We start from the raw sequence: 12,698 nt of genomic DNA on the forward strand, positions 1-12,698 counted from the left end.
AAAAACGTAGTCAGTTAAGACGATAGCCCGTCAGAATGGCTTGTCAGATTACTCTTCCAAGCCTCACGCCTGATAGCTGAGGTTCCTGACGCAAACTCGCGGAGGTGGGAAATATGATTAGGCGACACCCAACAGCTAGGGAACGATCGATGTTTGGGAACACAAACAATCCGTTGCTCCTTTAATTGATGATAAGGGTGCAGAGGCCCGGTTCACGTAAAATTGGCAGATTCTTTAATCTTAAACGGGTTTACAAGCCTGCCACTGCCTGTTGAACTTTGCCCAACAGAGGTTCTATGTATTCCGGCCAGCCGATCGCGATTGACTGCGTGTGGGCCAGAGTCTCCGGCTCGATCGCATCTTTAGTCCACCTCAGCGGTTGACCTTGCAAGTCGCAACAAACCAATCCGGCTGCTTTTGCTAAAGCCAGAGGACCGGCGGTATCCCACACTTTAACTCTGCCGTTGAGATATAGGTACAAACCAGCTCGACCGAAGATAACTTCCATTACTTTTAAGCCAAAGCTGCCCAGCGAGTAAAATTCGGCTCCGGGGATGCTTTGGGCGATCGCCTGGGCGTAGTTTTTCTGGTCTTTGTCTCCGAGAATAATTTTACAATTTTCCGCTGTCGGAGCCGGGGGTTTGCATAGGGCGATCGGCTGCGGCGCTTGGGTTCCGACACTTTGGAACAATCCCCAATCTTTGCCCCCAAAATACATTTGGTCAAAAGCCGGGGCGTAGAGCCAGCCGGCCACCGGTTCCCCTTCAAGCAGCAGCCCCACCATCGAAGCGTAGTGCAGTTTTCCCCGAATAAATTCTTCAGTCCCATCGATGGGATCTATGCACCAGAGGCGCTGGTAATTGGCGCGGTAAGCTGCTCTGGAGGCGCTGTTTTCCTCCGTGATTCTGCCGTCTTCAGGAAACAAAGCGCTAAATGCTGCTGATAGCTGTCGGTCTAGGTATTGATCTATACTCGTTACGTAGTCGTTGGGCCCTTTCTCGCAAACTTCAAAAGGTTGGGCTGCGAGCTTGTAAGCTTCTTGACCGCACTCGCGCAGGGTGTAGCGAATTTTTTGATCTTGCTCTGGAGAAATATACATGAGGTTAAACATAAATTTTTTAGCTAACTTCAGCATAAAAGCTTAAGTCCTTGGAATCGATCGGCGCGTTTCACTGTTTTTGACTCGTACAGGATCTGCGCGCGGGTGTCGAGAAACCCGGTTTCCTAACCATCAGGGTCGTTGCGATACAAGCCCCAGAAAGGATTCGTGGAACTCAAAAAAATTTTAGACACTAAGCAGATACTAAGCTGTCCCGTATCTAAATTGTATTTTTGGGGCGGGCGAGACACCCACCCACAAAAATTTCATCAAACTTGACTATAAAATCTAGATGCGCCTTAGCTTACTAGATTTATCTGTTTTAAAATCTAAAATCTAAAATCTAAAATCCCGTGATCGATCGCACCAGCACTTTCAACAGTAGAGGATAGAATTTTATGAGGTTAGATAATTTGTACCAGCACCACAATTATAAGGAGAATACTTTGAAATACCATATGGCATTAGGTCGCAAAATAGACCTAGATGGGATTGACCGCGATGCACAACTCGGCAAATGCCCTCGCCACGTCCTGCGGGCTCTCAGAGAACGCTTAAATGCCACCGTCCACGCCCCGGATGGCGAAGCGATATCGTTGAGTGACAAGCTGCGATCAAAAGTTTCTTCTAAACCCGAACATTGGGCCGCAGCGCGCAAATTGTCCGAGCAAGTCAGCAGCGACGACGTGATATTTTGTACGGGCGAGGACATTGGGATTCCAGTAGCGGCGGTGTGTGGCCAATTGCCCGATCGCCCGAAAATTGTTGTATTTTTCCACAATATCGATCGGCCGCGCGGCCGCCTCGCCCTGAAACTATTCGGTTTGGCTGACAAAATTGACGTATTCATTGTCAACGCCCGCCCTCAAATAAACTTCCTCCGCAGCTATTTAGCTATACTTGAATCGCGCATTTTAGTGCTTCTAGAACAGACAGACACCCAATTTTTCACACCTGGCCCAGCTTCTGGCGAGAAAAAGCGGCAAACAGTTGTTAGCGTCGGATTAGAAAAGCGCGACTACCGACTCTTAGCCGCAGCAACGGCTGACTTAGATGTTGACGTAAAAATTAGCGGTTTTTCTAAAGATGCCAAAGCTTTATCGCAAGCTTTCCCCGATACTATGCCAGAAAATATGTCGCGCAAATTCTACGAATGGCCGGATTTAGTGCAGCTTTACCGCGATGCAGACGTAATTGCAGTGTGTTTGGTAGACAATAAATATGCTGCTGGAGGTACGGCTTTACTGGAAGCAATGGCCTGCAAGCGGCCGGTCGCCATTACTCGGACTCAAGGTCTCGTCGATTATTTAACGGCCCCGGATATTGCCAAAGTGGTAGATGTGGGAGATGCAGCAGGTTTGCGCGAGGCGATCGTCCATTTGCTAAAAAATCCTCAAGAAGCTGAATCTCAAGCACAGCGGGGCTACGAAATGGTTGTGAACCAGCACAGCAGCGAACGTTATGTCGATGTTTTAGCCCAGAAGCTGCGATCGCTTTAATAAAACTTTAGGGTGCGCCGAAGCGCACCACAACTCACGCCTGGAGGATGCACAATGCACACCTTACTGCTATAGAGAAAAAGCCAAACTCTTTATTACCTAAGTCATATTTAAAAAGTAAGGAATTATGAGGTGCATTTAATAATTAAATCTCACAGCAGTTACGTACCTACTAAATAAACCGGGTTTTAAAAAGATAATCGAAAGCCTTAAGGAAGTATTTTCGTTCATCAAACCCGGTTTATGTGCCTAAAACGGTTTCACTCAAAACTCACAAATCAAAACTATTAAGACTCCCGTCCACTCGCCCACTTATCCCGCCATTTCACAGTCCCTTCCGAAACTAAAACCCAGCGGCGACAAACCAGATTTTCTCGCAGCGGCGACATTCCTTCCCGTAGCAGCGCATACTTATAAGAAATCAGCTTCCCCGCACTTTCATTAAAAGGAATTTCCCCAAACCAAGTATTAGTATTGATATACTCCAACGGGTAGCCCTTACTAATATCCCAATTCCCCAATTCAGGACAATCTCCAATCACCACAATTCTTTCCCCAGGCTGAGTTCTAACGCTGTTAAGCTGCGCCCGCACAATAGTTGTCGCCTTAACTCGCTCTCCGACGCGGCTAAAAATCATTACTTCCCGCGCACCCAACTCTAAATTGTACAGCATCCCATCTTTAACTTCAAACTTGCGGCGCGATAAAACCTCCGTATGCTCTCCATCAGGCAGCTCAGTATCAACCTCTTCAATTGTAACAGGATTGCCACGATTCATCGCAACAAACACCACAGAATCGCGATAGCGGCGCACGTAACAATAAACATCAGGAGTTAGATATTTTTGCCACTGACTCCCCATCGAAATAGCTGGATTCAGCCGTCGCAATCCCGACAGCAACCGCACCTCTCGGTAAATCGCCGAATCACTATCCCACTTTTCCATCATCGGGCGGTTGTAAGGGTCATTTCCCCCATCTGTATCATCGTGCAGATACTGTTCGGTGCCGTAATAAATGCAGGGAATGCCGCGAGTCGTCATAATTAAACCTATCGCCAACAGCAGCATTTCAGGATCGGGATTCAACGACTGAAACCTCGGCATATCGTGGTTGTCAATAAAAGTAATCAACTCCGTCGCCCCGTAGTAGCGGTGATCCAAATTCAAGACATCTTGGACTAACTTAAATCCTGCCTCGGCACCCTTCCCCAATACGTCTCGAATTGCCACGCACAGACCAAAATCTAAAATAGTCATCCCCGACTCGTTGACAAATTCCACAGAACGATCGTTTCTAGGGTCGCTGTAAATCCATTCGCCAAAAATGAAAACATCAGGTCTGTGTGTTAAAATGTCAGCATTAAATTCCTGCCAAAACCAAATAGGCATATGCTTGACTGTATCAACCCGCAAAGCATCAACACCTCTGTCGAGCCATTGTTTAATTGCTGACTTAATGTAATTCCGGTAGGCAATATTATTTTCGTTGAAAGTTGCTAAACCCGACAGTTCGCAGTTTTGGACTTGCCATTCATCTTCCCAGTTTGTGACTTCGCCGTAGTGGTGATACCAGTCATCTTCATCGTCGTTAAAGTCAGCTATTTTTACGCCGTCGTCGTAGAGTTCCCCTTTTTTACCGCTAAAATCTGGGTTGCTGTGATTGCAGACAATATCGAGCACGAGTTTCATGTTTCGCTGGTGCAACTCGTATACTAATTTGTCAAATACCGTATCTTTACTTTCTTGTGTTTGGTTAATAGAAGGATTGTCGCCTGTGGCAATAAAGCGGGGATTTAGTCGCTTGAAATCTTTAGTCCAGTAGCCGTGAATTGCAGCTTGTTCGACAAATAATGCTTCAACTTGCTCGAACAGTGGAGTCAGCCAAACTGCGGTAACTCCCATATCTTTTAAGTAATCGAGTTTGTCGATAACTCCCTGCAAGTCGCCGCCCCAATATTTGCCCCAATCTTTCCCTTCTGGATCGTAAAGTTCTGGATTGGGGCCTTCGTTATTTGCGGGGTCGCCGTCGTAAAAGCGATCGACTACAATGAAATAAATTGTTTCTTGTCGGAATTCAATATCTCTGGTGTAAAGGAACTCTAAATCGATTTCGATTTCTGCCTTAACTTCTTCTACCAGAGACTCAATTTTTTCTTCTGGTTCGCTAACTTCGTATTGAGAGGAAGTTTGATTGGGAGTGACTGATGTCATGAGATGTATTTTTTTATATTGTAAGATTGGTCAGTTATTCGGAGCTAGAGTCGGAGATAGCTTTCCCCTATAACTGACTTTTACAGCATCATACGGAATTTACTGGTTTAATGAAATCTTCCTTTAGACTGAGGGCAGACTCATCCTTGAGCATTAAGTGGATGAGAGTTAATGTTTAGCGTAATTCTCAATCCAAGAGGCAAACCCTCAAAAACCTACGCTACTAGGCTCAGCCTGGTAACGAGAAAAGGTGCACTACTTATGCGATCGTACTTTTTCCCTTCCTTTCTATTCCTTCCGCAAGTTTTGGATATCTTCAACGCTCAAACCAGTAGTTTGACTAATGGTTTGATTGTCAAGGACATTCAGAAGTTGCCTAGCAATTTCTAGAGCCTTTTCTCTCATTCCTAGCGCGACTCCTTCTTCTCTACCTTGTTCTCTACCTTGTGCGATGCCTTGTTCTCTGCCTTGTGCGATGCCTTTTTCAATTCCATTGAGCAAGACACCCTGCTGATCGAGAATAAACATTTCGCGTTCTTCTAAATCTGCCAACTCCTCTGGATTCAAATTAGTTTCACTGGCAATCGCAAAGGCTTGCTGTATTTCCGATACTGTTTCCTTTGTTGACGGCACTATTTCCAAGCTGGGAGCATTTTTCATAAAATAAATCCACTTCTCAGTCCAAGTTTCTAAAGTATCTAATTGTTTATTAAATTTGGGCAATTCTATAAATATCAGTTCAATCTCTGGATCGACATAATCAAATAAACGCTTTTTCTCCTTAAACACAAATTGAGAAATTACTTCTTGGTCATTTTCAAATATTTCAAAATCAGTAATTGTTAAAGCAATTACAGGTTTTAACTTAAAGTAACCTTGACCGCGAATCAGTTGAGTTTAGTAAGTTTTCGCAGCATTGTAAACCACCCGTTTCGCAAAAGATGCTACATTTAAAACTTGCATTTCGATAATTACAGTTGCGCCTCCTGCAAGCCTAGCTTTGACATCCAGGTAAGAGTCTTTGAGATACGGAACTCTCGATGCTAAATACGGGTCGATATTTTCTAGGTCGGCAATGGTGGGGTTCCCATCATAAATCATGGCATTGAGAAAGCTGATTAAAATTGGTTTGCTTTCGTTGGAGCCGAATATTTTTTTGAATGCAAACTCGATTTTGGGGTTAATGAATCTCACGGTCAATCTCTTTTAAAATGACTTACCTATTATTTTTACCCAGTGGGAAAATCGGTTATACCTGTTAGAATTAAGAGCTATATCGCGTGTTCCGCAACTCTCCAGGGTGGGCGACTTGCCAAAACGGGATATCGGATGCTCTATCCTAGCTTGAGCCGGGGAGTCCATCAGCGATTATTAGCGCTCTATATTCTATTCTGTCAAATCGACTTGTCTAATCTCTTGTAGCGTCAGATCCCAACATTGCGCGATTTGCTCATCGCTCAATCCTACTGCTTGCAAGCGTTGGATCGCTTCCATTTTCGCCCACTGCTTTCCCCGCAAAAAATCAGGCTACTCTTCTTGTGACGCGCAGATATTCAGTGAGCCGATTAAACAGCACTTTCCCCATACAAATGTACTAACAGTCCTAAAACTTTTACTCTACAAAGGATGCAACTGTTGATCTGAAAATTTGTACCCATTTATAAGCAATAGCTGACGCAGGCGATCGCGCTCAATTGTTGTAGATTCAATATAATTGCCGATCACAAACAGATAAGCTGTTGTACCTTTAAATAGGGTATAATAAAAAAGGAGTTTAGTCAATATATACAAGAATGCCAGCTAAAAACCATCTCAATCCCCAACAAATAGAGAAACTACAAAAAGCCTTAAGAGAGGAAGAAAAGGCAAATGTCAGAGAAAGACTTCTGATTTTGTTATTGCTAAATGACGGTAGAACTCAATCTAATATCGCTGATTTTTTGGGTTGCTCAGTCAACAAAGTATCTTATTGGTGTATAAAGGGAGACCCAGACAATCTAGAAAGTCTAATAGATGAGAGGATGAAGGGAAATCACAAAAAAGCCACAGATAAATATATAGATATGTTATTAGAAACTATAGAAAAAGACCCTCAAGAATTAGGATATGATTTTGGATGATGGACAGCGCAGAGATTAGCAACATACTTAGAAGAGTCCACAGGAATAAAATTAAGTGGAGGACAAGTTCGGAGGGTATTAAAGCAAAAAAAGTATGTTTATATCTGGGCCAAGTATAGCCTGGAGTCGAAGAGAAATCCCGAAAAAAGAACAGCATTTAAAATAAAGATAGCCGAATATTTAAAAATAGAAAAAGAATCGCCAGAACGTTTACAGGTATGGTTCTGGGACGAGAGTGGATTTAGTTTAAGAGTCACCAGAAGAAAGAACTGGTGTAAAAAAGGCAGCCGAAAAAAAGTCCGAGGAGACCGGAGAAAAGGCAGAGTTAATGTAATGGGAGGAGTGAGAAATTCCGATAAAAAGAGGTGGGTAGAGTTCCTCAACAAAGGCAATTCATATAATTTTTATCAAGTGCTAAAACTGTTCCATAAAGAGCTAATTAATGAATGGATGTCAGCAGGTAATCAAGCCTCAGAATTTGCGAAAAAAGGAGCCAAAATAGTAATTATCCTTGATAATGCTAGTTTTTACAAAAAACAAGAGTACCTGAAAATAATTGAAACAGAAATGCCTAACCGACCTTTAGAATTCCTCCCCGAATATAGCCCCGACTATAACTTAATTGAATTAGTATGGCATTCGGCTAAAGAATATATAGCCAATAGACTTTTTACATCTATTGAAGAGCTAGAGTATTTATTGCACCGCCTCTTAAATGAAGGGCAATTAATAATTAAATGGGGTCGCAAAATCAAAAACAAGGGTAATGCTTGTATCACAGTTTAAATATGCAACAGCTTATTGTAAATAAAAGTTAAGTTTTCCAAACCACTACCATGCCCTTATTAAGAGCTAAGGGTCATTTAGCAGAAACTTAAAGGCTAAATCACTGAGAATGTACTAGCGGTTGCCACTTCAGATACATCAGAGTATAATGTTTTAAATCAGCAAAAACTGTTAGAAATAGAGCATTTAGCTGTTTTCCCCAAAGTAAGCACGGCTGTATCAAACCAGCATTCATAAATATCTAAAATTCTGATAGTCGTCTTGGGAGGCTTTTTTTACGCCTCACCGCTCATGCCTCCCACACTTCTAAAAGCTCAGAACTCGATCGCTCCAAAATCGATCTGTGACCAAGAAAATGGGATACAAGCCCCGTCCTTCTAGGACGGCTTTAATTAAGAATTGTGAGTAATCGCATTTGCGTTTAGCCAAACTTCTATAATTAGGATAGGAAGGACAGAGCAAATGTTTAACTTAACCTACGAATTTAAACTGAAACCAACAGCGGTGCAAACAGCCATGTTTGAAGATTGGCTAGAGCAATGCCGTCGCGTCTACAATTACGCGCTAGCTGAACGCAAACATTGGTTTCAATCTCGTAGCTGTCAAGTTAACGCTTGCTCTATCCGTTCTGAATTCATCATCCCTGCGGAAACAAAGCGACCGACTTACGCAAGTCAGTGCAAAAACTTAACCGCAGCCAGGGCAAACATTCCTGCTCTCGGTGCGGTTCAAGTCCACGTCTTGCAGCAAACATTGCGAAGGCTTGAGAAAGCATTTGTCAGTATGTGGGAACAGAAACACGGATTTCCGCGCTTTAAAAAAATTGGTGGAATGCGTTCTTTTGTGTTTCCAGAAATGGGCGTCAATCCAGTTCAAGGCGAGAGGGTGAAACTACCCAAGATTGGTTGGGTGAAATTCCATCAATCGCGTCCCATTCCTGATGGTGCAACAATCAAGCAAGCTCGAATTGTCAAGAAAGCTAGCGGTTGGTATGTAATGCTAACCCTGCAATGGGACGTTTCTGTACCGACGGTTATGCCTCACGGCGAAGCTTTGGGTATTGACGTTGGTCTAACTAATTTCATAGCGACTTCCAACGGTCTTCTAGTAAAGCGCCAAAAGTTTTTCGTTGATGCCGAACGCAAGCTTAAATTGCTGCAACAGCGCGTCAGTCGAAAGAAGTTAGGCTCGAATAACCGAAAAAAAGCTCAGAAGAAAGTTGCCAAGCTGCACGAATATATAGCCAACTGTCGCAAAGACTGGCACTGGAAACTAGCACACCAACTTTGCGAAGATGCAGGAATGATATTTGTTGAAGATTTGAACTTGATTGGTTTGTCTAGAGCAATGCTCGGTAAGCACTGTTTAGATGCTAGTTGGGGGCAATTCTTTACTATCTTGCAGCAAACCTGTTTTAAGCATGGTGTGTGTTTTCAGAAAGTAAGTGCTCATAAAACAAGTCAAATTTGTCCTAATTGTGGTGTGGAGACAGGCAAGAAAGAACTGTCGGAGCGAACCCATTCTTGTTCTAGCTGTGGGTATACAACAGACAGAGATGTTGCAGCAGCACAAGTAGTTTTAATTAGAGGGCTTGCAGCCGTAGGGCATACGGTCAAGATGCTTGGTGAGGGTAAATTCGTTGGAATCCCTGTGAACCAAGAATCCTCGTACCTGATAGTCGAGGAGTGTCAACATCGCTCTAAATCTTGCCTTCAAACCTCTGATGCCAGAGGATATACCCCGACACGGTAATAACCAGAGTGATGCCTCCTCCTACCCAAGCCAGCATAGGATTGTAACCGCTACGGCTGAGGGTCTGCATCCATAGATGGGTGCGAGCGGAGGATATTAACCAATCTGCGACGACCGGAAAAAGATACATCAAAGATGCACCAACGATAAGCCAGCCCACCATAGAGGCGACCAGAAAGATAGTTTTGGCTGTAGATTGGCTACCCATGAGCAATTGCGGTAAAGAACTAACTTTGAGATTAGCAAAGGAGATGCGTTATGTCAGCACAGCTATGCGCTAATCGCGACCCCGACCAAAGAGACATTACCGATTTACTTGATGGGATGAAAGGAGCGATATGCTGGGGAAGCGGATGATTCGACGTGAAGGAGCGCTCACAATCTATGATTTCTCCGATGTTAAACATGAAGGAACGTTGGATGCGTAATGATTAATTATTACCCATGAATAAACTCAGCATTGACTCTGATAATAAAATATGCAATTGCAACAGCGACTGACTGAGATAGACCTGGATGCCTATTTTCAACGAATTGGCTATAGCGGTGACTCCTCGCCCAGGCTGACAACGTTACAGGCAATTCATCAGCGACATTCCCACACGATCGCCTTTGAAAACCTCAATTCACTCCTGAAACAACCTGTGAAGCTGGATTTAGCATCCTTGCAACAAAAACTAATCCACGAAGGACGGGGTGGCTATTGTTTTGAGCAAAACTCATTGTTGCGGGCTGTTTTGCTTGCTCTTGGCTTTGAGGTAACGAATCTAGCAGCCCGCGTGCTGTGGAATTTGCCATCGGGGGGGGACGATCGCACCTCGCAGCCATATGGTGCTGGGGGTCAATATTGATGGAGAGCCATACATTGCAGATGTGGGATTCGGAGGATTAACGCTTACCGCGCCGCTTGCTTTGATACCGGATATTGAACAACCTACATCCCATGAACCATTTCGATTGATTGCAACCGATCGCAGCTACATTATGCAAGCATATATCAAGCAGGAGTGGAAATCCCTTTACAGATTCGACCTTCAGGAGCAAGAATTACCCGATTATGAGGTGAGTAATTGGTATGTTTCAACTCATCCAAACTCGATTTTTGTTACTAATTTGATGGTGGCAAAACCGGATTCAAATTGTCGTTATGCCTTGTGGAACAATCAGTTTACGGTGCATTATTTGGATGGTCGAACAGAACACCGCGTCCTTTCAACGGTTGCAGAGTTACGCGCTACCCTTGAGAATGTTTTTTGTCTCAACATCCGATCGATCGCTGAGATCGATCGGATGTTACAACAATTAATTGAGCGCTCGTGTGCGATGACCTAACGATTCTCTCGGTTAATGGTTAATCAATGTAACATACCATTCTTTCCTCGTTAATCTATTAGGGCTACAGCCGAGAGGTAGAGTCGAAGCTGTACCCATTAAAACCTCACCCCTAACTTATTCTATCCTTAATACGGCTTCACCCTAACCGAGAACTATTGACATGATTCCAGCGATTAAAAAAGTTTGGATTTACACATTTTGCTTGTGTTTACTGACTCTTGGTTGCACGAGCGTTAACTCCTCCAGTAATAGAGAAGACGCTCCCAACACCGAGACAAGTGCGCCTCGCGGTATCACAATATCCAACGCCGATCGCACCAACGAATTACGCGATCGGATCGAACAAATTTCTCAAGCAGCGATCGGGCGTGTTGGAGTTACAGCCACAGTGCTAGAAACCGGAGAGTCAGTGAGTCTGAATGGAAATCAGCAATTTCCGATGCAAAGCGTTTACAAATTTCCTATTGCAATGGCTGTTCTGGCTCAAGTAGACCAAGGAAAACTGAAGCTAGACCAGAAAATTCGTGTTGAAGCCAGTGATGTCCTCCAGGGTAGTCGGATTCTCGACGAGAAATCGCAGGGAATGGAATTCAGTCTGGCTGAACTATTGAAGTACATGGTTTCTGAAAGTGATAATACGGCTTCTGATGTGCTGTTACGACAACTCGGAAAACCAATGATTGTCACGGAGTATTTGCGGGGTATTGGCGTCAACGATATCGTCGTTGCTAACACGGAGAAGGAGCTAGGGCAAGACACAGCAGTGCAGTATCGTAACTATGCAACACCTGATGCCACCATCGTTTTGTTGCGCGCCTTTCATGAGGGAAAAGGACTTTCCAAATCTAGTCAAGCTTTATTGCTGCAATTGATGACAGAGACAACTACAGGCCCAAAGCGCATTAAAGGACTGTTGCCTGATGGGACGGTTGTAGCTCACAAAACCGGTACTTCTTCTACTGTAAATGGAGTGACGGCTGCAACCAATGATGTTGGACTCGTGACGCTCCCCAATGGACGGCATCTGGCGATCGCTGTTTTTGTTTCAGACTCTAGAGCAAACGATGCGGTACGCGAGGAAGTCATCGCAAAAGTGGCTTTGGCAGCATGGGACGAATGGAGCAAATAGTTGCTGAAGGCGAAGGTGTTAACGGTGGATCGCTCTTTTTTATAGTGGAACTCATCAAGAACTTTTGTGATTCCTAAACTTTTGATACCGCTAGGCGTTGAGCACATTTTTAGTGATCAATGCCCTTCTACATAAAGTAACGCATTCTCTTTGCTCTGGTTTGTAGGGTTTCTCTGATAGGACGGACGGTTAGCGGGCTAGCCACTATGCCGCCAGCCCGCTACAAGATTCCGAAGTTTTGGAGAAGTTTTCCACTACCTTGATGCGGACTAGAACGATCGCTTTTAAGTAGTCAGACAGAATTAATTACACAAATACATAGTAAGTAGCTAGACAAAATTAATTACATAGTTTTCTCCAAATTCTTTCAGGATTTTTTCCACAGAGGTAACAAAAGTACCCCAATTCTTGTAAGCAGATATCTCAATCCATTCATACTTAATAAACCGCCATAAAATTTCAATTAAATTTAATTCTGGAGAGTAAGAAGGCAACTCAAAGAGAGTAATATTACGTTGTTTCCACTCTTCAAGTTTGTCAACAATAGCATCACTGGTATGAATAGAAGCTTGATCAGTGACAATCACCGTTGGCTTATCTACGGTGGGGAAAAAAGCATCAATACAGGCAATAACCACATCTGAATTAATACTTTGAGATGAAATATAAGTTTCAAGATGGTTATTTCGATTCATAATTCCTAGTACATTTATTCGCTGACTACGACGACTAGGAATTGTTAAATATTCTCCGATTTCCTGCCAG

8 protein-coding genes and 2 pseudogenes are annotated in these 12,698 nt (G+C 43.6%); 6 read left to right on the plus strand and 4 right to left on the minus strand.

The window, feature by feature from the left end:
- Window positions 1-250: 250 nt before the first annotated feature.
- Window positions 251-1,111 carry an inositol monophosphatase family protein gene (locus QUA36_RS21830; RefSeq protein ID WP_333459084.1) on the minus strand — a complete coding sequence of 287 codons (861 nt, stop codon included), beginning with the start codon at window positions 1,109-1,111 and terminating at the stop codon, window positions 251-253.
- Between the two features lie 386 nt (window positions 1,112-1,497).
- Here QUA36_RS21830 and QUA36_RS21835 point away from each other — a divergent pair, with 386 nt between their 5' ends.
- Window positions 1,498-2,598, plus strand: a complete 1,101-nt coding sequence (locus QUA36_RS21835; RefSeq protein ID WP_333459085.1) for a glycosyltransferase family 4 protein — start codon at window positions 1,498-1,500, stop codon at window positions 2,596-2,598.
- A gap of 287 nt (window positions 2,599-2,885) precedes the next feature.
- Here the strand turns inward: QUA36_RS21835 and QUA36_RS21840 are convergent, their stop codons facing one another.
- Window positions 2,886-4,811, minus strand: a complete 1,926-nt coding sequence (locus QUA36_RS21840; RefSeq protein ID WP_333166019.1) for an alpha-amylase family glycosyl hydrolase — start codon at window positions 4,809-4,811, stop codon at window positions 2,886-2,888.
- 288 nt (window positions 4,812-5,099) lie between these two features.
- Window positions 5,100-6,005 (minus strand): annotated as a pseudogene (locus QUA36_RS21845) (Rpn family recombination-promoting nuclease/putative transposase).
- Window positions 6,006-6,604: 599 nt separating this feature from the next.
- Here QUA36_RS21845 and QUA36_RS21850 point away from each other — a divergent pair.
- The 5 genes and pseudogenes from QUA36_RS21850 to bla all read left to right on the plus strand — a co-directional run bounded on the left by QUA36_RS21850 (window position 6,605) and on the right by bla (window position 11,933).
- A pseudogene (locus tag QUA36_RS21850) lies at window positions 6,605-7,717 on the plus strand (IS630 family transposase).
- Between the two features lie 462 nt (window positions 7,718-8,179).
- A complete protein-coding gene (locus QUA36_RS21855) occupies window positions 8,180-9,469 on the plus strand; it encodes a transposase (protein ID WP_333459086.1) in 1,290 nt (429 codons plus the stop codon).
- 479 nt (window positions 9,470-9,948) lie between these two features.
- On the plus strand, window positions 9,949-10,320 hold the full coding sequence (locus tag QUA36_RS21860) for an arylamine N-acetyltransferase (protein ID WP_333459087.1): 372 nt from the start codon (window positions 9,949-9,951) through the stop codon (window positions 10,318-10,320).
- Window positions 10,298-10,801 carry an arylamine N-acetyltransferase gene (locus tag QUA36_RS21865; protein ID WP_333459088.1) on the plus strand — a complete coding sequence of 168 codons (504 nt, stop codon included), beginning with the start codon at window positions 10,298-10,300 and terminating at the stop codon, window positions 10,799-10,801. Before QUA36_RS21860 ends, QUA36_RS21865 begins: the two co-directional genes overlap by 23 nt.
- Before the next feature lie 163 nt (window positions 10,802-10,964).
- The gene (gene bla / locus QUA36_RS21870; protein ID WP_333459089.1) at window positions 10,965-11,933 is read left to right on the plus strand and encodes a class A beta-lactamase; all 969 of its coding nucleotides are present in this window, start codon (window positions 10,965-10,967) and stop codon (window positions 11,931-11,933) included.
- Window positions 11,934-12,262: 329 nt separating this feature from the next.
- Here bla and QUA36_RS21875 read toward each other — a convergent pair.
- Window positions 12,263-12,698 (minus strand): transposase (locus QUA36_RS21875; protein WP_333459090.1); only part of this gene is annotated, 436 nt, incomplete at its 5' end.

The organism is Microcoleus sp. Pol10D4, from assembly GCF_036701555.1.
Classification (GTDB): Bacteria; Cyanobacteriota; Cyanobacteriia; order Cyanobacteriales; family Microcoleaceae; genus Microcoleus.

Bases quoted from the DNA above. Each gene is read 5' to 3' on its own strand.
- QUA36_RS21830 (WP_333459084.1), bottom strand. From the start codon at position 1,111: ATGTTTAACCTCATGTATATTTCTCCAGAGCAAGATCAAAAAATTCGC.
- QUA36_RS21835 (WP_333459085.1), top strand. From the start codon at position 1,498: ATGAGGTTAGATAATTTGTACCAGCACCACAATTATAAGGAGAATACT.
- QUA36_RS21840 (WP_333166019.1), bottom strand. From the start codon at position 4,811: ATGACATCAGTCACTCCCAATCAAACTTCCTCTCAATACGAAGTTAGC.
- QUA36_RS21855 (WP_333459086.1), top strand. From the start codon at position 8,180: ATGTTTAACTTAACCTACGAATTTAAACTGAAACCAACAGCGGTGCAA.
- QUA36_RS21860 (WP_333459087.1), top strand. From the start codon at position 9,949: ATGCAATTGCAACAGCGACTGACTGAGATAGACCTGGATGCCTATTTT.
- QUA36_RS21865 (WP_333459088.1), top strand. From the start codon at position 10,298: ATGGTGCTGGGGGTCAATATTGATGGAGAGCCATACATTGCAGATGTG.
- bla (WP_333459089.1), top strand. From the start codon at position 10,965: ATGATTCCAGCGATTAAAAAAGTTTGGATTTACACATTTTGCTTGTGT.